Annotated in this window: 6 protein-coding genes and 1 tRNA gene; 5 read left to right on the top strand and 2 right to left on the bottom strand. The window is 68.2% G+C overall.

Annotation, left to right across the window (positions count from 1 at the left end):
- The first annotated feature begins 75 nt into the window (after positions 1 to 75).
- The 4 genes from gyrA (at position 76) to KIP79_RS27855 (ending at position 4360) form a co-directional block, all read left to right on the top strand.
- Entirely contained in the window at positions 76 to 2544 is a 2469-nt protein-coding gene (gyrA, locus tag KIP79_RS27870) for a DNA gyrase subunit A (protein ID WP_250213953.1), read from the top strand.
- On the top strand, positions 2541 to 3377 hold the full coding sequence (locus KIP79_RS47445) for a DUF3566 domain-containing protein (RefSeq protein WP_250213939.1): 837 nt from the start codon (positions 2541 to 2543) through the stop codon (positions 3375 to 3377). The genes gyrA and KIP79_RS47445 overlap by 4 nt, the downstream gene beginning before the upstream one ends.
- Positions 3378 to 3487: 110 nt before the next feature.
- Positions 3488 to 3561, top strand: a tRNA-Ile gene (locus KIP79_RS27860).
- A gap of 214 nt (positions 3562 to 3775) precedes the next feature.
- Positions 3776 to 4360, top strand: a complete 585-nt coding sequence (locus tag KIP79_RS27855) for a GNAT family N-acetyltransferase (protein WP_214107890.1) — start codon at positions 3776 to 3778, stop codon at positions 4358 to 4360.
- 298 nt (positions 4361 to 4658) lie between these two features.
- On the opposite strand, the gene KIP79_RS47440 is transcribed toward KIP79_RS27855, so the two are convergent.
- The gene (locus KIP79_RS47440; RefSeq protein WP_308169925.1) at positions 4659 to 13796 is read right to left on the bottom strand and encodes a Tc toxin subunit A-related protein; all 9138 of its coding nucleotides are present in this window, start codon (positions 13794 to 13796) and stop codon (positions 4659 to 4661) included.
- Positions 13797 to 13807: 11 nt separating this feature from the next.
- The gene (locus KIP79_RS27825; RefSeq protein ID WP_214107889.1) at positions 13808 to 17887 is read right to left on the bottom strand and encodes a hemopexin repeat-containing protein; all 4080 of its coding nucleotides are present in this window, start codon (positions 17885 to 17887) and stop codon (positions 13808 to 13810) included.
- 45 nt (positions 17888 to 17932) lie between these two features.
- On the opposite strand from KIP79_RS27825, the gene KIP79_RS27820 reads away from it, so the two are divergent.
- Entirely contained in the window at positions 17933 to 21040 is a 3108-nt protein-coding gene (locus tag KIP79_RS27820; protein WP_214107888.1) for a hypothetical protein, read from the top strand.
- Positions 21041 to 21803: the final 763 nt, after the last annotated feature.

Here is a 21803-nt window from a genome sequence, read left to right as displayed (position 1 = left end):
ATTGACGTGACCGAAGTTAACCTGCCTCCCGGCCCGCCCGCGGACCGTATCGAGCCGGTCGACATCCAGTCCGAGATGCAGCGCAGCTACATGGACTACGCGATGTCGGTCATCGTCTCGCGAGCGCTGCCGGACGTGCGGGACGGCCTCAAGCCGGTGCACCGGCGGGTGCTGTACGCGATGTTCGACGGTGGCTACCGTCCGGACCGCGGGTACTTCAAGTGCTCCCGGGTGGTCGGTGACGTGATGGGTTCCTACCACCCGCACGGCGACACCTCCATCTACGACACCCTGGTACGGCTCGCGCAGCCCTGGTCGCTGCGCTACCCCCTGGTGGACGGGCAGGGCAACTTCGGCTCCCCCGGCAACGACATGCCCGCGGCCATGCGGTACACCGAGTGCAAACTCGCGCCGATCGCCATGGAGATGCTCCGGGACATCGACAAGGAGACCGTCGACTTCCAGCCCAACTACGACGGCCGCTCCCAGGAGCCCGTCGTGCTGCCGTCCCGCTTCCCCAACCTGCTGGTCAACGGCTCGGCCGGCATCGCGGTCGGGATGGCCACCAACATCCCGCCGCACAACCTGCGCGAGGTCGGCGCGGCCGTGCAGTGGGCGCTGCAGAACCCGGACGCCGATGAAGAGGAACTGCTCGAAGCGCTGATCGCCCGGGTGAAGGGCCCCGACTTCCCGACCGGGGCGCTGATCGTCGGAAAGCGCGGCATCGACGAGGCGTACCGGACCGGCCGCGGCTCGATCACCATGCGCGCGGTGGTGGAGGTCGAGGAGGACGCCAAGGGCCGGCAGTGCCTGGTCATCACCGAGCTTCCGTACCAGGTCAACCCCGACAACCTCGCGCTGGCCATCGCGGAGCTGGTCAAGGAGGGCAGGGTCACCGGGATCGCCGACGTCCGGGACGAGTCCTCCTCCCGGGTGGGGCAGCGGCTGGTGGTCGTGCTCAAGCGCGACGCCGTCGCCAAGGTCGTGCTGAACAACCTGTACAAGCACACCCAGCTGCAGACCACCTTCGGCGCCAACATGCTCGCCCTGGTCGACGGGGTGCCCCGGACGCTGCGCCTGGACCAGTTCGTCAAGTACTACATCACCCACCAGATCGAAGTGGTGGTCCGGCGCACCCGGTTCCTGCTGCGCAAGGCCGAGGAGCGGGCGCACATCCTGCGCGCTCTGCTCAAGGCCCTGGACCGGCTGGACGATGTGATCGCGCTCATCCGGCAGTCGCCCTCGGCGTCGGCCGCCCAGCAGGGCCTGATGGCCATGCTGGAGATCGACGAGATCCAGGCCCAGGCCATCCTGGACATGCAGCTCCGCAAGCTCGCCGCCCTGGAACGCCAGCAGATCCAGGACGAGTACGAGACGCTGATGGCCCAGATCACCGACTACAAGGAGATCCTGGCCACCCCGTCCCGCCAGCGCACCATCGTGGGGGACGAACTCGGCGAGATCATCACCCGGTACGGCGACGACCGGAAGACCGAGATCATCGCCTACGAGGGCGACATGTCCATCGAGGACCTGATCGCCGAAGAGAACCTGGTCGTCACCATCACCCGCGGCGGCTACGCCAAGCGCACCAACATCGACCTGTACCGGGCGCAGAAGCGCGGCGGCAAGGGGGTGCGCGGGGCCCAGCTCCGGCAGGACGACATCGTCGAACACTTCTTCGTCACCACCACCCACCACTGGCTGCTGGTCTTCACCAACAAGGGGCGGGTCTACCGGTTCAAAGCGTACGAGCTGCCCGACGCCGGGCGGGACGCGCGCGGGCAGCACCTGGCCAACCTGCTCGCCATGCAGCCCGACGAGCACGTGATGGAGATCCTCGACCTGCGGGACTACAACGTCGCGCCGTACCTGGTGCTCGCCACCCGGAGCGGCCTGGTGAAGAAGACGCGCCTGTCCGAGTACGACTCGCCGCGTTCTGGTGGCCTGATCGCGATCAACCTGCGCGAAGATGACGAGGTGATCGCCGCACGCCTGGTCTCTGAGGACGACGACCTGCTGCTGGTCTCCAAGGGCGCGCAGTCCATCAGGTTCACCGCGTCCGACGAGGCGCTCCGGCCGATGGGCCGGGCCACCAGCGGCGTCATCGGCATGCGTTTCGTGGACGGGGACGAGTTGCTCGCCATGAACGTGATGAGCGATGGCGACGACGTGCTTATCGCGACCGAAGGCGGGTATGCGAAACGCACCCCGGTCTCGCACTACCCGTTGCAAGGCCGGGGCGGCAAGGGCGTGCTGACCGCGAAAATCGTGAGTGCCCGTGGCAAGCTGGTCGGAGCCGTCATGGTGCGACCCGAGGACGAGGTCTTCGCGATCACCTCAGCCGGCGGAGTGATCCGTACCAGCGCCGGCGAGATCAAGCAGTCCGGGCGTCAGACCATGGGCGTCCGGTTGATGAACCTCGCCGACGGGGACAGCGTAGTGGCCCTCGCCCGCAACGCCGAAGCGCTGGAAACTGGGGAAAACAGTGCCGACAGCGTGACCGAACGCGAGACAGATAACGGGGCAGGAGACCAGGAATGAGCAACCCGGGCAGCGCCAGCGCCAGGACCTCCAAAACCTCCAAGGGCGTATCCGCCAGACCGGCGTCGTCCTCGATGCGGGACGGGGTGTCCGAGCGGATCGGCGACGGCGACGGCTCGGAGCCCAAGGCGGAGCCGCAGGAGACCAAGCCCACCGGGCCCGCTTCGCCCACCTCGCCGGCCGAGGACACCAAGCCAGGCGACTCGACGGTCCGGATCCGGACCGCCAGCGCCGGCGACAAGCCGTGGTCGGCCCGCCGCTCCGAACCCGACGACGCGCCGACCACCTACGGCACCCCCCGCCCGCCCGGCGGCGCGTCCCGGCCGCCCACGACGACCCCGGCCGTTCCGGCGACCAGTTCGGCGCTCAACTCGGCGCTCGGCTCCCCCGCCGACACCACCGAGCGTCCCGTCCTGCGCACCCAGCCCGGTGAGGACCGCAAACCCACCGCCGTCCGGGCCCCCCGCAAGGCCCACCTGGTGCTGCGCCGCGTCGAGCCCTGGTCGGCGATGAAGTTCAGCTTCGTCGTCTCCCTGGTCTGCTTCGTGGTCCTGTTCGTCGCGGTCGCCGTCCTGTACGGCGTGCTCTCCGCGATGGGCGTCTTCGACGAGATCGTCAAAGCCGTCAACCAGCTCACCGTCGGCGAGAACGCCACCCCCAGCTTCGACGTGGCCAGCTGGTTCGAACCGGTCCGCATCCTCGGCTACACCGCCCTCCTGGGCGCCGTGAACGTCGTCCTCATCACCGCCCTGGCCACCCTGGGCGCCGTCATCTACAACCTCTCCGCCGACCTGGTGGGCGGCATCGAGGTCACCTTCAGCGAGGCCGAGTAACCCATCCCGTACGGCTACGCGGTAGCCGTACGGGATCCGTGGTGCGACCAGCCCACCAAACGCGGTAAGCTTCTCTCAGTCCAACCGAGACCCCCGGTCTCGCCCGACTGGGGGCTATAGCTCAGACGGTTAGAGCGCTTCCCTGATAAGGAAGAGGTCCCAGGTTCAAGTCCTGGTAGCCCCACCCTTCTGACCAGCAAAAAGGCCGCTATCCGATCTTTGGAGAGTGGCCATTCTGCTGTCTGCGTGTCTATGTACGTGACTACCGTTCCCGATCACATCTCAAAGATGCGGTCCATGATCACCCCGCATGGGTAGCCGGATTTCAGGTGGTTGGGCGGGACGCCGTGACATCACGCGTTGACCCTCAGTACCTTCCTGTCGTGCCGTTAACGCCTGTGCCGACTGTCCTCGAAGGCCGCTACGTACGTCTTGAGCCTCTGGACCTACGCCACGTCCCGGCGCTCTTCCAGGTGGGGGGCCGTGATGAGGAAGTCTGGCGTGGGCTGAGCACTCCCGCCCCGGACAGTGAAGAGGAACTGGAAGCGATCACGTCCAGGCGCCTCAGGGAAGTAGAAGCGGGCAGGCGAGTCGCCTTTACTGTGCTGAGCCGCGACCACGAGACCGCGATCGGCACCACGAGCCTGCATAGCTGGGACTGCACGGACGGCAGCCTGGAGATGGGCGGCACCTGGTTTGGAAGGCGCTGGTGGCGTACCGCAGCCAACACCGAGACCAAGTTGCTCGCGATGACCTACGCGTTCGACACCCTCGACTTCGTGGTTATGTCGTGGCGGATCGCTGTGGACAACAAGCGTTCACAGGACGCGATCATGCGCATTGGCGCACGCCTACAAGAACTCAAGCCGGGGGGTCTACGTCGGTCCGACGGCTCCACGAGAGACCTTCTGATCTACACCATGCAACGAGCCGAATGGCCGACAGCGAAAGCCCGGCTCGTTGATCGCTTGGCGAGGGGTTAGGGAAGTTCAAGTCCTGGTAGCCCCACGAACGACTGACCCTGGGTGGTCGGAAGCTGTGCTTCCTCCCCAGGGTCTTTGTGTCGTTGCACGGGGGACGACCCCCGGGGTGTGGGGGCGCCGCCCCCACACCCCCAGGTCGTTATGGGGTTGCCGTGTTTGGGTGAGCGAGCATTAGGTCCACGCTAAGGATCAGCACATGGCCGTAACCGATCTTCGGGACGGCCCGGGGGCCGTGCCCTGAGTCGGGACGGCCCGGGGGCCGTGCCCTGACGGAGGTGGGTCAGGGCACGGGGGCCGGTTAACGGGCGCGGTAGGACAGGATCAGACTCAGGCCCTGGAGGGTGGACTTGTCTCCTTCGAAGAGTAGGTTCCAGGTTCCGGCTGAAAGGCCGGGGGTGGGGAGGAACTTGCCGTCGTTGAGGGCCAGGCGTGGTTCCCCGTTGAGGAGGAAGCGGCCGGAGGCGCCGGATTCGTGTGTGTAGAGGGCGTAGACGCCGGTGATGGCCCGGCTGGACATTCCGGGGAACATGGTTGAGCTGAACGGGAGGGTGAGGGTGTCGTCGGAGCCTTCGAGGAACGCGGACCACTCTTCGGGGAACTCTGTCGGGACGTCGCAGTGGCGGGCCGTGGCGTAAGGCTTGAGCATGCCCTTGACCGCGCCTGCGAACAACTCGCCGCCCTGGTCGGCGGAGTACTTGACGGTGATGGTGACGTCGAGGAGCTGGGCGGCGCCGCCGGAGGGCAGCTCCAGGCGCCACCGGGAGACGGCGCCGGTGCCCTCGAAGGGGAGGTAGCGGTCGTCGTCGTAGCGCAGGTCGAACAGGCCGTTGTTGTCCTTGTACTCCTCCAGGTCCGACAGGGTGATCTGCTGGCCGCCGCGCCAGTCGGCGCGCAGCGTGGCGGGCATGGGGCCCTTGGGGTCGAGGAGGTACTTGACGGCCTTGGGGTCGGCCGAGAGCACGGTCCTGCTGTCGAGCTGGGTCAGCACGGCGTTGAGGCCGAGCTTGCCGTCGGGGCCGGTGAAGTCGACCGAGACCGTCTTGATGCGCCGGCGGTAGTGGCCGGGGAAGTCGCGGTCGAAGAGGGCTTCGGTGAGGGCGAACTCACAGCGGCCGGTGGTGCGCAGGTTCAGCGCGGCGAGGGGGTCGAGTGCCAGCAGCGACACCTTCTTGGTGATCTCCAGGCCGCGGCGGTCGGTCTCCATCCAGGCCTTGCCCAGCCGTTCCAGGTCGAGACCCAGGCTTTCGGCGGCGAGCAGGCCGTTGCGACGGCTCTCCCAGTAGAGCGGCTGGATGTAGTCGGCCTCGCCTTCGGGGATGCCGCGCTCGTACTGGTAGGAGCGTTGCGCGGAGCGGGCCATCTCGTAGGCCATGGCGTAGGACTGGAAGTAGAGCCCGGCCAGCCGTCCCGACATCCACTGGTAGAGCTGGAGGTTGGTGAACTTGCCGGTCATGAAGGTGCCGACCGCCTCCAGGTTGGCGATCTGCTGGTCGAGGATCTCCAGCTCGCGCTGGGCGGCCTTGTGCCGGAGCTCGGCGGCCTTGATCTGGTGGCCGAGTTGCCGCACGTCGTTGCGGGCCTGGGCGAGCTGGAAGGTCCAGTCCTGGACCATGCGCTCCTGGCCGGCGCGGATGCCGAGCAGTTCACCGATGACGTTGAGCGCCTCCGCGGCGGTCGAGGAGGCCTCGCCGCCGTGTCCGAGGGCCTCGGCCACCTGCTCGCGGCCCACCTTGGTGCCCATGATGAACAGGCCGAGCAGGACATCGGGCAGGCCCGAGGCGATGGCCGCGCCGACCTGGAAGCCGGTGGCGACGAAGTGGGCGACGACCGCCGCGGACATCATGCCGAGCTGCGCCTCCTCCAGCGGGGACAGCCCTTCGTCGATCAGGTTCTCGAAGTGGCTGACCCGGTCCAGCGCGCCCTGCTCGCTGACCTGTGCCTCGCGCAGGTTCTCGGCGGCGATCTCCAGCTCCGCCTCGCGTACGGCGCGGGTGAGGGCGAGGATCTTGCCCTCGTGCCGCTGGTTGAGCAGCGTCAGCTCCTCGGAGTCGCGCCGCTCCAGCACGCTGAGCAGGTCGCCGCCGAACTGCCGCAGCTTGTCCACCAGTTCCTGCGCCTTGCGGAAGGTGACGGCGAAGCGATGGTGCGGCACCGGTACGGCCGCCGCGGCGGCGACCTGGTCGAGTGAGGCTCCGCCCGCCACGCCGCGGACGAGCGCCATCACGTCGATCGGCGGCTCGAACAGCGGCAGCGGACGGCTGACGCCCATGATGTCGAGGGTGGCGCGGATCTTGCGCAGCCGGTCCTCGACCCGGTCCCAGTACTCCAGGTACACACTGTTGGCGGGCACGTGGAAGTACGGCCCGGCGACGCTGGCGTGTACTTCGCCCGACCCCTTCAGCAGTGCGGTACCGGCGGTGATCTCGGGAACCCCACCGGCCGGGGGCAGCGCGCGAATCTGCTCGTAGGTGAGCGCGGTCGTCGCGGGCCGGCTGCCGAGGTCCTCGGGCGGGCGCTCGCCGAGCAGGTCGTAGGCGAAGATGTAGAGCATCCGGGCCTCGTCGACGCTCTCCGCGGTGTACTGCCGGAAGAGCAGGTCGCCCCAGTCGAGCAGGTTGTCGACGTAGGCCATCACGACCGCGCGCCGGTAGGCCGTCGGGCGCAGCTCGGCGATCGTGTGCGGGTCGAAGGGGTCCTCCAGGTACGCCTTCAGCAGCGCGCCCCGGTTTCCCATCAGGGAGTACTGATAGTGCAGCCTGCCGATCATGGCGATGCGCTCGCCCAGCGCGAGCCGGGCCGGCTCGGCCTCCTGCGGGATCTTCAGCGCGTTGAGCGCCCCCTCGATCGGCGGCAGCTCGGTGGTCGGCAGGCCGGCCAGGTAGGACTTCTCCTCCTCGGTGAGCTCGCGGTGGTGCTGGAAGGCCGGCGCCATCGGCTCCACCTTGAGCAGGATCTTCTTGAGGTCCTCGACCGGTTTGCCGGCATCGACGCCCCGCGCGGCGAGTTCGGCCAGGTCGTCGCGGCAGCTCTGGATGAGGGCCTCGACGTCGACCGCCAGGAACGGCAGGAAGCGCCAGTACCGTGGCCGGGTGGGGTCGAAGACGTACTCGTACCAGGTCCGGGCGTCGTCGAAGCGCTGGGCGGCGTTGAGCGCCTGGGCGATCAGCGTGGGCGCGTGGAAGAAGACCTCCCAGTAGTAGATGCCGTTGCTGCTGTTGAAGTCCAGGTGCGAGCTGGTTGGCACGCCCTGCGCGGCGGCCGAGTCGGTGACCCTGATCGTGGTGGTGTTGGAGACGCGCGTGCTGAAGGCGGGGAGTTCGTCGAGCTCCTGGATGTACGGCGAGAGCAGCGCGGGCACCCCTCCCTCCAGCAGCGTCTTGTTCAGCTTGTAGGCGGTGCTGGAGGTGAGCCTGATGACCTCGTGCGGCAGCGCGGCGATCTCGTACGGCCGCTGGACCTTCGGGCTGGAGACGTAGGTGACGTACTTGGCGCCCATGAACAGGTAGAGGTCGGTGCTGTCCAGGACGCCGTCCAGGCCGGTTTCCCAGCCCGCGGGCAGGCCGCCCCAGTTGCCGTGGACGGGGGAGAAGGCCGGGCTGGAGTCCAGCTCCCGGCCGGGCTGCAGCACCGCGTAGTCGGTGCCGCTGAGGACGTAACGCAGGCCCGCGCGGGTGAAGACGGCCCGGATCCGGCGGTTCATGGTCCTGGGATAGCCGGCGTCGGCCAGGCTGCCCGGTACGCCGCCGCTCAGGGTGTAGCCGACGTATTCCTGGTTCCTGGTGAGGTACAGCATGTTGTCCGCGACGTAGGCGGCGTCGACGCCTTCGTCGCTGATCACGGTCCTGGCCACGCCCAGCGTCTTGATGGGGGTCGGCTCGCTCCGGACGAACTCCTTGGGACTGTTGCCCTTCTTACCCTTCTCGGGTTCCTTGGGGGTGACGGTGATGTAGGTGTGGGTGTTGTTGTCGAAGAAGTAGACCTGGCCGCCGTGGCGGAAGGGCGCGCTGACGGGGGCGGTGCGGGGCAGGCCGTCGGGGTTGTCCTTGAGCTGGATGGGGGACTCGACACGGCCCTCCCAGCGCCGGTAGGTGTCGCCGGAGACGACGAAGACCTTGTCACCCTCGAAGAGGACCGCGTCCACCTTGGTGAGGCCGGCCACCCATGGCGGCTGGTAGGACTCCAGGGCACCGCCCGGCTGGGCCTTGCGGACCCACTGGCGATCCGCGGCCGAGTAGTAGTACTCAGCCCCGTTCGCGTCCACGGCGGCGGCGGAGATCGTCTTCCACTGGGGGAAGCCCTCCTTGTTCACCGCGATCTTCTTGGGGTATCCGGTGTCGATCCTGGCGAAGGAGGCGCCGGAGTAGCGGTAGTAGTTCTCGCCGGAGAACAGGTACAGCTGGTCGTTCCTGAGGATGGCCGCGTCCACCTCGGCCTTGTCGCTGTACAGCGGAGTGGCGACGTGTCCCCAGCGGTCGGCGGTCGGCGGCTTGGAAAGGCGCAGGGCGCTGGTCCGGTCCGCCGGGACCTCCACGTAGTAGGGGCCCGAGCCGCTCTCCCCGGTGTTGTTGAAGAAGTACCGCAACCCGCCGGGCAGCTCGACCGCGGCGTGGATCGGAGACCACGCCGGCAACCGGTCCCCGTTGTTGCTCAGCGTGCGCGGTGTCTCGTCGCCCGCCGGGGGCGGGGCGATCGGCCGGCACAGGAAGCTGCCGCCCTTGTGGTCGACGCTCACCCAGGAACTGCTCTCGGCCTCGGCCGGCATGGCGAACCTGACGACCTTGGTCTGGTCGACGGGCTCGGCGAAGATCCGGTCCAGCCGGGACTCCCGCACCGGCTCGGGCACGCCCGTGGCGCGGAGGGCGTACAGCTCGGGAGTGAGCGCGAACGCCGGGGAGACCTGCTTCGGGCCGAGTGGGGTGAGCACCGTGTAGGAGCAGGTGATCACAATCGTGTCGTGCGTGTCGCCTTGCGGGCCGGGCACGGTGGCGGATGCCTGGACGTACAGGCTCGCGTCGTAGACGGGCGCGTCCTGCACCTCCTCCAGGGGCAGGACCTGCGCGGGCACCCATTCGCCGTTGAGGTTGCGGAAGGAGTAGTTGATGCGCACGCGGTGCTTGGGCGGCGGCGGGGTGAGCGTGCGGGTGTCGCCGCTCTGCTTGTCGATGAGGGCGGTCTGGGCGCCGGGCTCGGGTGCGACCGGCTCGATCGTGGGCCAGAAGACGAAGATGCGGCCGAAGGCGTGCACCGGATAGACCTTTTCGGCCTCGATCTGGGCGTCGACCTTCAGCCAGGGCCCCCAGGCGGCCGACAGGCGTTCGCCGTCCCTGAACTCCGCCTCGCGGCAGTAGTGGCGCCGCGGTTCGGTCCTGGTCCGGCCGAACATCACCAGCCGCCGCACGCCCGGCTCCGCGCCGTCGGCGGTGTAGACGTAGCCGCCGGTGATCGAGAGCCTGGAGACCTCGGTGTACTCGTCCAGGTACCGCTTGTAGGCGCGCTCCACTTTCTCCTGGGTGATCTCACCCTGGAGCAGGTCGTCCTCCAGGTCGCGGAAGGCGGGCGTCTTGGAGCCGCGTAGCTCGGGTCGCAGGTAGTTCTCCGGGTAGAGGAAGACCTTCCGGTTGGCCTCCCAGGTGCGGTAGTTCTTCAGCCACCCCCACCAGGTCTTGATCCGCTGCCTGAGCTCCTCCGGGTCCTGCCCGTTCCGGCCGGCGGCCTGCTCCAGGTTGAGCAGGTAGCGGTGCACGTAGAGCTGGGCCGCCGCGATCGCCTCGCGCACCCGTGAGGTACGGCCCTGGCCGCCCATCTCGACATCGATCAGCAGATCGTCGTACAGCTCGTGGGGCGCCTTGGGCGCGATCGAGACGAGGGCGTCGCGCTTGAGCACGTTGATCTCGTCGTGGACGGCGGCCGACAGCGCAGCCCACTCCCCGGTGAACAGGCGCTCCATGATCCCGTAGAGGGCGGTGTTCGCCGTCGCCAGGTCGGGCTTGGCGCCGAAGGCCGGCCGCCAGACGCCACTGTGGAGCGCGGACGGGGCCTCCCCGATCCGGTCGGTGAGCTGGAAGAGCTCGACCAGCCGGAGCAGGAACTCGATCTCGAAGCGGTCCTCCTCCCGGCGGGCCGGCGCGGCGCTGTTGGCCGAGGCCGCGATGGCCTCGGCTTCGGCGGTCAGCAGGGCGGCGTTGCGCTTGGCCCATCTGATCTCGTCGATGTCCCAGCCGAACAGGCGGTTGAGGTAGGCGTACGGATCCTCCACCACCGAAGGGGAGTCCAGCAGGAAGGCGGCCAGGCCGTCCGGTTGCCGCCGGGCCAGCTCGATGAAGCGGGTGATCGTGTGTACATCGCTCAGCCGGTAGTCGGCCGTGCCGCCCCAGCGGTACCGGAAGCGCTGCGGGTAGGAGCGGTCCACCTCGTGGAAGTCGCCGGAGTAGCGGACGTACTCGTCGTTGTTGCACAGGTAGGTGCGGCCCTCGAAGACGAAGGCCCCGTCGATCCCGTCCTCGAATCGGTCCGGGATGTTGCCCCAGTCGTCCCGGACGGTACGCGGGTGGCCTTCCTCGACGTAGTCGAGCTGGCCGGGCCGGTAGCGCACGTACTGGTTGGCCTTGAAGGCGTACAGCTCGCCGGTGGGGGTCGCGAAGGCGGCGTCGACCAGCTCGTGGCCGGCGTCGGCGAAGGCGTTGCGGACCTTGCCGAACAGGCTGTTGACGGCCACCGTGTCGGAGCCGGATGCGCGGATCCGCTGGCAGAGCGCGCCCTTGAGCAGGTGGATCGTGCCGTCCGGAGCGCGGAAGGCCGCGTCCAGGCCGTCGGTGAAGTCGGTGAGCGGCTCCTGGATGGACAGGTCGAAGGCGAGGTTGGGGTGGATGGCGCGGGGGTAGCCGTCGTCGGCGTAGGCGTACTCGGTGCCGGTGTAGCGCACGTACTGGTCGCCGGAGAACAGATAGGTGCGCGCGCCGGCGACGATCGTCGCGTCCACCTTCTCCTTCTCCACGAGGTTGTTCCGGACGCGGCCGAAGGCGCTCAGATGGCGGTCGGCTACCGCGGCGCGGGAGACGACGTGGCCGGAGCCGCCCACGAACAGGCAGGCGGTGCGGTCGTCGGCGATGGCGGCGTCGACCGTGCGGCCGGTCACGTCGTCGTCGAACGACTCGGGCAGGTTGGCGAACGCCGCCTCCCTGCGCAGGTTCCCGACGATCTGCTTCGGGTACCCGGGATCGATGTAGCGGTACTCCGAACCGGTGTAGCGCACGTACCGGTCGCCGGAGAACAGGAACGTCGTGCCTTCGCCGAAGACGCACGCGGCGTCGATCCGGGCGGTCGCGTCGTCGGGCACGAACGGGTTGGGCGACCTGCCCCACCGGTCGCGGATGACGGCGAGCGGGCTGAAGTCGTGCCCGTCGTGGCGGGAGAACTGCTCGGACAGGAAGAAGTACGTCGAGCCGTCCGGCGCGGTGAAGGCCGTGCGCAGTGCGTCGCCCGCCTCCCTGCTGGCCTCCAGGGTGCGCTCGAAGCCGGGCCAGAGCCGCTCGATCGGGCGCGGGTAGGACCAGGTGCCTGTCCCCTCGTCGCGCTGCAGGAACTGCTCGCCGTACAGCAGGAGCATGGTGCCGCCCTCGAACAGCACGGCGCTGGGGACGGGGTGGCCGGGAACGCGGTACCGCTCGGGCACCTGCCAGAAGCTCTCGTCGACGGTCTCCGGCTCGCCGTCGGGCGTGGTGTAGTCCGCGCCGGAGTAGACGACGTGGCGCATCAGGCCGTCCCCGTCGGGCGACTCGAAGAGGTACGTCCTGCCGCCGCGCACGTAGGCGAGCGCGACGTCCCGCAGGCCGCCCCAGTGGTCGGCGATGAGCCGCGGCTCGCCGTCGATGGTGAGGCCGGGGCCGTCGGCGGCGTAGGTGACGAACTGGTCGCCGCTGAACAGGTAGGTCCGGCCGTCCGTGCCAACGAACGCCGCGTCCACCTTGTTGTCCTGATAAATCGTGTTACGCGGTCTGCCCCACTCCTCGGCCAGCGGGTAGGACTTGTTGAGCCGGGTGTTGAGGCACTTGGGCCCTTTGAAGAGGTACGTGGTGCCGTCGGCGCCGCGCAGGACGGCGTCGAGTCCACTGCGGAACTCTTCCGGCACCGTGCGGAGCAGCCGGGGCGTGACCTCCCGTGGCACGGAGGCGATGCTCCGAGCCCCTTCGACGGCCGCGTGGTGGTGCCAGCCGCCGCCGTCCTCGGCCAGCAGTTTGCCGTCCTCGACGAAAACGCAGCTCGCCTCGCGCAGCGAGCTGTCGTCGTAGCGGCGGTAGAGGCCGTCGGAGACGACGTGGCAGCGGGAGCCGCGGAAGAGGTAGACGGTGCGGCGGTCGGCGAAGGCCGCGTCCACGCCGTCGAGCGCGACGTCCAGGGCCGCCATTCCCGGCTCGCGCGACAGCTCCGACACCGCTGCCGGATAGCCGTCCTGCACGTGGTCGAGGCTCGTGCCGAGGTAGCGCACGTACTGGTCGCCGGAGAACAGGTAGGTGTACCGGTTCTCCACCGACCTGCCGTCGATCAGCTCGGTCACGGTCCGGACCAACGCGGCGTCCACCCGGCCGGTCCTGGCGATCCGGTTGACCACGTTGCCCCAGTACGCCGGAACCGAGGCCGGGTAGCGGTCGTCGGCCCTGGTGTAGTCGCCGGTCGAGAAGCGGGTGTAGCGGTCGCCGGAGAAGACGTAGGTACGGCCGTCCTTGCCGACGAACGCCGCGTCCACCTTGGTGAACGGCAGCAGGCTGTCCCAGTGCCCGGCGATCGTACGCGGCTCCGACCACCAGCGGTGCCGCGCGTCTGACACCACGAAGCGGTCGCCGGCGAAGAGGTAGGTACGGCCCGCGCCGTCGGTGAGGACCGCGTCGATGGTCGCGAAGCGGGGGTCGGCGGCCAGCGAGGCGGGCAGGTTCCACCAGTTGTCGGAGACCGGCTTGGGGTAGCCGGGGTCGGCGGTGGTGTAGTCCCTGGTGGAGTAGCGGACGTGGAAGTGGCCGCCGTCGGCGTGCACCTGGATGTGCAGCGGGTTGCGCTGGAGCGTCAGCGCGATGCCCTGCTCGGTCGTGACGTGCCACTTCCGGTACTCGGCCGTGCCCTCGGCCGTGACGGCGGCGTTCTCGGCCAGGGTCAGGCCGTGCTCCAGGAAGCGGCGGCGCAGCGCCGGCGACAGGCGGCCCGCGTTCAGCTCGGACTCCTGCACGAGCGGCACGTCGAACAGCCTGCCGCCCTGGCCGAACAGGTAGGTCCTGCCGTCCATCACGAAGGCGGCGCCGACCTTGCGCAGGCCGCCCCAGTCGCCGGCGATCCCGCGCGGGTAGCCGAGGTCGACGACCGCGTAGTCGGCGCCGGAGTAGCGGATGTACCGCTCGCCGCTGAACAGGTAGGTCTTGCCGTCCATGCCCACGAACGCGGCGTCCACGCCGCCGCCGGTCAGTACGTCGGTGAGCTTGCCCCACCGTTCCGCGGTGGCCTGCGGCGCGCCGACGCCGGAGGAGAAGAAGGAGACCGTCCTGCCGTCCTTGAACAGGTGCACGATCCCCGAGCCCGGCTCGGCGAAGGCGGCCTCGACGCCGGTGTGGAACTCGCCGGGCAGGTTGGGGAACTCGGATTCGACGCGCCGCGGGTAGCCGTCGTCCACCCGCACGCCGTGTTCTCCACACCGTCGGTGTAGCGGATCACCTGGTTGTCGCGGAAAAGGTACGCCCTGCCGTCCGGGCCGGTGAAGGCGGCGCCGAGGCTGCCCGCGCCGTCGAAGGCGTTGTTGATCCGGCCCCAACGGGCGGAGATCGGCTGTTCCGTTCCGCCGATCTCGAGGTAACGGCCGCCTGCGAACAGGTGTACGTGCCCGTCCACGTCGTCGAAGGCCGCGTCCAGCGCCCCGGTGAACGCCGCGGGCAGCGCGGTGTCGTGGCCCTCCGCCTGCCACCATTCGGCGACGCTGCGCGGGTAACCCTCGTCGACCGTCGTGAAGTCCGGGGTGGAGTAACGGATGTACTGGTCGGCGCAGAACAGGTAGGTCCTGCCGTTCTCGTCCACGTACGCGCTGTCGATCCGGCGCGGGGCCTCGAAGTTGTTCCTGACCTTGCCCCACAGTTGCTCGCGGGGCGCCCAGCGGATGCTGCCCGGCTCCTTGACGAACAGGCGCGACACCTCCCGGCCCTCGCCTGCGAGGGCGCGTCCGACGATCCACTCCCTGCCGTCCGGGAACGCGAAGGCGGCGTCGACGGAGGTCAGCCCGGTGAACCGGGGGGACAGGTCGGTCAGTGGCCTGCGCTTGGGGTCGAGCAGGGTGTAGGTGTCGGCGGCGTAGGTCCAGTAGGCGTCGCCGGCGAACACGTAGACGAGGCCGTCCGAGCTGCGCAGCACCGCGTCCACGGCCTCGACGCCGGGCGGCAGCGCCAGCGGTTCGGGGTACTTGCCGGTCAGGTCCTGGTCGTGGAAGACGACGGCGACCTCGGTCGCGCTCATGCCGAGCTTGGCGGCCAGCAGTGCGAAGCGGTGGATGCGCTGGTAGGTGGCCGCGAAGTGCGGGTTCTCCGTCTGCCGGGGGGCGGCGATGACCGGCGGCACGAGGATCTCGATCGCCTCGGGCAGCCCGCCCGTGACGCCCTCGCAGATCGCCGCGACGGTCTCCTCGGTCACGCCGAAGGCGTCGGCCAGCACGGCGGTGAGGGCCTCCTGCTGCTGGCCGGCGCGGGTCTCCAGGGCGGTGGTCACCTCGTCGATCGCCTCGGTGAGCTCCACGGCGACCGCGTGCAGCAGGAAGAACACGTCCCGTTCGAAGTCCTCCAGGCCCGGCAGGGCGAAGTGGATGACGTTGGTGGGGTTGGCGAAGAAGGAGACGGCCTCGGCCGGTACGGACATGGCGTCGGTGAGCGATCCCGTCGCGACCAGCTGCTCGACGAGCCCGCCCTGCTGCTCCTGGTCGAAGCCGAGCGCGGCCAGCGCGTCCAGGTGGATCCGGTACGGTCGTTCGTCCTGCGCGCACTCGGCGACCCTGCGGGTCACGATGCTGGTCTCGGTGGCGGTGAACTCATCGGTGAGCGTCTCCACCTCGGAGACCAGCCAGCCGTCGTCCAGGGCGGTGCCCTCCATCGCGGTGATCGCCCGTTGCGCCATCACCGCGTCCGCGACTTCGGCGAAGTCCTCGGGGCCGAAGGTGAGCAGCTCTGCCTCCAGCTCGGCGACCTGCCGTTTCAGGGCGTCCAGTACGGCCTGCCGGTGCGGGTGGAACTCGGGCGGCAGCGCGAAGTCCGCGAGCTGGAGCGTGCTGAACGCCTGCTTGTCCAGGTAGTGGTCGTTCTCGTCGAGGTAGCCGTTGAAGCGCAGCCCGTCCATCAGCCTGGCCAGCCGTACCTCGCCGAGCCGCAGCGACGCGAAGACGCCGGAGTCGAGCACGAGCGGCTCGGCGCGGAAGTCGGCGACGCGCTGGCGCAGCAGGTCGAGCACCTCGGGGGCGGCGTCGGACAGGCCCGCGTTGACGCGGAACCATTCGATGTTCGCCTCGTCGGCGAAGAACGCCGGATCCTGGACGTTGCCCTCGTCGTCGAGGTAGCCGTGGTAGATCAGGTTGTCGTACAGCTCGTCGAGCTGCCCCTGCGTCAGGCTGCCGACCGTGGCCAGGTCGGAGGGGTAGAAGGTCGAGGTACCGTTGCCGACGCTGTTGATCAGCTTGAACAGCGCCTCCCTGAACGGGGTGAAGTCCCGCTCCAGGACCAGGGCGTAGTCGGTCACCGGCAGGCCCTCGGCGGCGAGCATGTTGTCGGCGTCCAGGCGCCCGGTGAACACCAGCTGGGTGTGGATCTTGCCGGCCAGGCGCTCGCCGAGACCCAGCCCCATCAGGTCCTGGTCCACGATGATGCCCAGGGCGGTGACCGCCTCGTAGGCGGCGGCGGGGAGGGCGGGGGGATCGAGGTTCAGCAGCCGGGGGTCGTGTTTCGACACCACGCCCTCGGCGCGCTGGGCCAGCACGTCGTGGACGACCTGCGCGGCGCGCTGCCCGAAGCGCTCGCTCGCGAAGACGGCCGGGTCCAGGGCGACTTCCTGGAAGCGCTGGTCGAGGCTGTCCAGCACCGCGAGCCGGCTCTCCGAATCGGACGACGCGGCCGGCGCGCCGCCCAGGATGTCGGCCAGTTCCCGCGCGCCGAAGCCGCTGTCCTGCATCCACCGGGTGACCGCGAGCAGCGTCTGGGCCAGCCACAGGCCGGAGGCGGGGTCGCCGCCCTCCAGGATGCGGTAGCAGTCCTGCGACGTCGGCTCGACCCCGCCCAGGATGGAGAAGGTCGAGTACCGCCACAGCGACGGGTCGCTCTCCAGCACCGCCAGCAGGTCGAACAGCTCGGCGGCGGACAGGCCGAGCGCCGAGGTCAGCCGGCCCACCCGCCGGAGCAGGGCGATCTGCGCCGGCCCGGTCGGGCCGCGGTCGAAGAGGCTCGGCTCCAGGGCGCTGTGCCGGTCGCGGTAGCGCCGCACGGTCTCGACGAGGTCGCTCTCGGCGGTCTCGATGCCGATGGCCAGTTTGCGCCGGTACTCCTTGTTGTGCGGGCCGAGGATGTCACCCGAGGTGGCGGGCAGTTCCTCCGGCACCGGTTCGACCGCCGCCACCAGCCCGCACACGCCGTCCACGGTGAGGTCGTAGCCGCTCCGCAGGTGCGCCACGAGCGCCGTGGTCCGCAGCGCCGCGGCGTTCAGTTCGCCTCCGCAGCAGGTGGTCAGCACGCGGTCGAGGTCGGCGAGGCCGAGCCCGGTCCATCTGGCCAGCCGGACGATCCGGCTGACGCGGTCGTACCAGCCGAGGGTCGTCCCCCGCAGTTCGGCGCCGTCCGCCGACACGGTGACCGGCGCGCCGCCCTGGTTGGCGTACGACTCCTTGGCCGGCCGCTCGGTGTCCTCAGGGTCGCCCAGCAGTTCACGTAACTCCAGCGCGGACAGGCCCGTCAGCTGCTTGAACGTCTCCACCTTCGCCAGCGGCGTCAGCGGATCCTGCGCGGTGAGCCCGTAGAACGCCTTGATCCTGGCCTCGTCGGCCGGTCTCGTCAGATGTGAGACGGCATCCGTGGACAGGCCCAGGAACAGCCTCGCCACCGTGTCGGCGTCGGCCACCGGAGCGAAGATCCGGTAGAGCTCGTCCGGCCCCGTCCTGAGGCGGCGCAGGTAGGTCTTGAACCGCTCCTCGTCCAGGGAGAACGGCATCCCGAACGGGTGCTCCAGCCGCCGCATCAGCTGGTACGGCTGACCTCCGGCCAGCTTCTCCAGCAGCTCGATGACGATATCGAGATAAGGCGATTCGCCAAAAGTGTTCTCCGCGTCCAGAAATATCCGTTTCAGGTCGGCGCGCCGGTTTTCGCCGAGCACCGACGGCTGCTCCAGGACGTTGTCGAGGAATGTCAGCAGTTCCGCGAGATAGGCGCCGGGCGAATATACCGTTCTGGCCTCGTCCTCCTGTCGTCGATCGAGGTCAGAGTCGTCGAACAGCTCTTCGTAGCTCGGCAGCGCGTCGTTTCCCGCCATACGTCCCCCTCAAGAGAGCAAGCCTGTTGGAGCGGTCCACCTAGAGTGATACAAACCTATATATGGCTTCATGAATATGACTACAGAGACATTTGCTCAAGCTGTGTCCAAAGGTGGACGATCGGTCGTCAGCGAGGGATTGGCTGGGAGATCATGAAGAAGAACAGAGGCGGAAGCAGCAATAGCAGCAAGATCAAGCGGCCGACGACCACGAAACGGCGTCCAGGGCTCGACGGGACGAGCACGGTGCCGTTGTCCGTGACCAAGCACGACGTGTCCGTCTCCTCGGCGTCCTTACCCAAGGGCTGGCAGACGTTCGTCTTCAAGCCCGACGTGGCCACCGCCAAGACGGTCGCCGGCGAGCTGCAGAGCATGCGCTCCACCGCCGCGAAGGCGCCCATGAAGCTCATCGCCGACCAACTGGCCGAGCGCTCGCCCGAGGAGCGCAGCGAGATGTCCCGGCTCATCGTGGCCGAGCTCATGGGCGACCACGCCCGCGACTTCCTGAAGGTGACCGCTGCCACCCGCCTCAAGCATCCGGTCGAGACGCCGAAGGCTCCGACGATCGGGACGCCGAAGGCTCCGACGACGGAGCAGAGCAAGAACCCGGTTCACTATCTCGACCTCGCGCGGCCGAAGGACCTCACGAAACCGAAGCTCCCGACGACCTCGAAGTTCGCCGAACCGCTGACGCTCGACGCACTGGATCTGTACACCGCGGACAAGCACATGGTCGACCTGGCCGCCATGGAGCAGCACATCGACGAGCAGAGTGACGCGTCGTCGATGGCCCAACTGAAGATGGCGGTGAAGCTCGTCGACGACCTGGGCAACAAGACGACGTACTCGCAGCTGCGCCGTGACGACTCGGGTCTGACGGCGCTGAAGGACACGACCCAGGAGCACCTCGTCAGCCAGATCGGCTTCCGTACGGCACCGACACAGCGCAACGACAAGGGCCTGTCAGCCCAGAACGAACTGACGTCCACCTACTGGCGCTCAACCTTCGCCAAGACCTTGCCCGATTTCATGAAGATGCTGCGGACGAAGGTCAAGATCGAAGACGGCGACCTGCTGGTGAACAGCCCCCGCGTCAAGAAGCGGCTGGAGATGATGCTGGGCAAGGACGTGACCGACCAGCTCACGATCGTGCCTCTGGAGGGAACGACGGGCGTCAGCGTGCTGAAAGGCGTCCGGCAACTCCTGCGAAGCGACATCAACTGGGACTCCATCATGCATGAACTGGGCGCGGCTCCCTCGGCGTACCAGCTCTACGAGCTCATGGACCTGGGCAAGCAAGAGCCACCGACGAACGTCAAGGTGGACACGCGGGCCGACCTCATCGCGCTCATGACCTCCAGCAAGTTCTCCCGTCTGCAGGAGATGGCCAGAAGCGAGGGCCAGCTGGCCACGGTGTGCGCCATGGTCGAACACCTCGTCCTGGGCCTGACCGACGAAAACGGCCCGGACCGGTTCGACGCACTCACCGCCAGCGCCCTGAACTCGATGGACCGGCTCGTCGAGATCATCGTGGCGAACGAGCGAAACCCCTCCGCGGCGATGCGTGCGGCCGACCTCATGATGGACGAAATCGGCCTCGTGGTCGCCGCCGCCAAGAACTACCACACCGCCGACTACTGGGCCACGATGCGGGACATCACGCTGGAGCGGGCGCCGAAAATAAAGCCGCTGGTCACCCAGAACCAGATCCAACTCGAAAGCCACCTCATGTCGAGTGGCATGGACTCGCTCAGCACGGCGCTGTACATCGCCCTGTCCGCACGCGACCAGGACAAGGTCTCGCGTAAAACCGAAGAGATCGACTACTTCGAGACGGGGATGCTGCTGGACAGCCTCAAGAAGGGCAAGACGGTGCAACCGCGCGAGGACGTCCTGGTCGCGGCGCTGAACCCGAGCTCACCCTTCGTCGCGCCATCGACGGAGAACCTGGTGAAGGACGTGCGGGACGCCCTGAAGTCACGCAAAAAGGGTGACCCGCCGTTCGCGCTGATCCTCGACACCACCATCCAGATGGCGGCCAAGTCGACCGATGACCCGACCCAGCTGGACGCCGTGCTCGACGGCCTGAAAGACCTCATCGCCGACGGCAGCCTCGAAGTCTTCCTGTGCAAGAGCTTCCAGAAGTACGCCTCGTTCGGCACCGGCAAGGTGGCCGCCGGTGATCTGACGATGCTGTCGAAGAGGGGCAACCTCGATTCGGCGTGGTCGCGTGCCGAGGCGCTGCTGCAGGAGTTCGACCTCGACCTCGCCGCGCACGACGAGGGGCAGCTCATCATCCACATGCTCAAGCACGGGCATCGTGACGAATTGGCGCTGATCGACCACGCCTCCGAGAACGCCAAATTCGTGGACGAGTTCTGCTGGCCGATCCAAGCGGACCCTGGCTTGGGCTATGCCCAGGGCTCCAAATACGTGGACGGCATCCCCCTACTCCTGCGCTCGACGCCCACCGGGAAGGTCGGTGGCATCTTCGGCCGCCTCGCCGGAGTCGATCAGCGCGACAGCTTCTCGTTCCTGCGCACGTCGTACGTCGGCGGAATCCCGGGACCGTGGCCGAAGGCGGACACAGAGAACTACTACGTGCGGATCAACACCGGCCACGAGCCGAAGGAGAAGATGGTCGAGAACTTCTACGCTTTCGGCCACCTGTCCAGCGGCCTGTTCCCCAACGGCGACAAGGCCGACCCCCCGATCGACCTCGGCCAGCTGGCGCCGGAAACGGTGATCCAGCACCTGAACGCGGTGCCGACCGCCGCGAGCGATCCCACCGCCGCGCAGTACCAGAACAACATCCGCGCCTCGTACCTCCTGTTCGGCTTCCAGAACGCCCAGAGAAAGCCCGCGCTGATATCCGAAGCCCTCCGCACCATCGGCAGTTCGATGGAGGGCGTCACCATCGACACCCAGCGCCACCTCGCCACCGCCGTCTTCGCGAACCTCAAGCCCCAGCACATCACCGCCGATCCCACGGAACTCGCCGGACTGTGCAACGCGGCAATCGTCCTACCCGCCTGGGAGTTCAAACCGATCGCCGCCAAGCTCGCAAAGGAAGCCAAGAACCAACTCGAGGCGATGGGAAACTCGGACCAGGCAAAGCTCCTGCGCGAGATCATCTCCCGCGCCAGCAAGTAGGCCCGCAACGTAGGGGCGATGGCCGGACGTCGTACGCAGGGCACCGGGCGCTCCCTTCACCTTCTGGGAGGGCGCGGCGTTGGCCGCACCCGCCCAGAACGCGGGGGACCTTCTCGCCGGAGGTGGCCTCCGTCGCTGATCGATTGCCACGCCCGTTGCGGTTGGTTCACCGTGTTCGGGTCAGGAGGGACGGTTGCCAGTGATCGTCGGGTTCGCCGATCTCCTTGCGGAGCACACGCGCGTCCTTCCTCGGGAGGACATGGACGACGGCGTCCAATAGCTCGTAAAGCTCAAGGGGATCTGGACAGCAGAGCATCAGTCCGCACGACCCCGCTGGATCGAAGCGGCGATTCCATGGGTCCTGTAAGAACAACGACCAGATGCGCAATGCTTCTGCTGCTGCACCCGTCCAGTAGCGCTTGCGCTCCAGGCGAGCGACTGCGATACAACCTCGCTTGGGACAAGCCGGGGATGACCTCGGCCCGAGCGCTGGTTGCCTGCCTGTGGCGCGGAACATCGGCGCGGATCTGCGCCGGGCGTCTACGCGCCATAGCCCTTTCGTGTGATCGACATGGCACCATCCTGTCAGAGGCTGGACTCCAGGCAAGACCTCCGGCAGGGGAACTCCGGGTCCAGGGTAATCGCGAAGGGCACGCTTCCCCTTCGGGCGGGTAGTGCGGGACCTCCTTCGCGGCGTGAGCTCTTGGTGTGGTCATAAATCCACCCGGATCTCTTTAGGCAAGCGGCTGGTTCACGGGAACCT

Origin of the sequence: Acrocarpospora catenulata (assembly GCF_018476525.1) — a bacterium.
GTDB lineage: Bacteria > Actinomycetota > Actinomycetes > Streptosporangiales > Streptosporangiaceae > Acrocarpospora > Acrocarpospora catenulata.
Note: the sequence above shows the minus strand (reverse complement) of the source record. Positions and strands in the feature narration are given on the sequence as shown.

Coding starts and splice junctions, on each gene's coding strand:
- gyrA (WP_250213953.1), top strand. CDS start 76: ATGCAGCGCAGCTACATGGACTACGCGATGTCGGTCATCGTCTCGCGA.
- KIP79_RS47445 (WP_250213939.1), top strand. CDS start 2,541: ATGAGCAACCCGGGCAGCGCCAGCGCCAGGACCTCCAAAACCTCCAAG.
- KIP79_RS27825 (WP_214107889.1), bottom strand. CDS start 17,887: ATGGCGGGAAACGACGCGCTGCCGAGCTACGAAGAGCTGTTCGACGAC.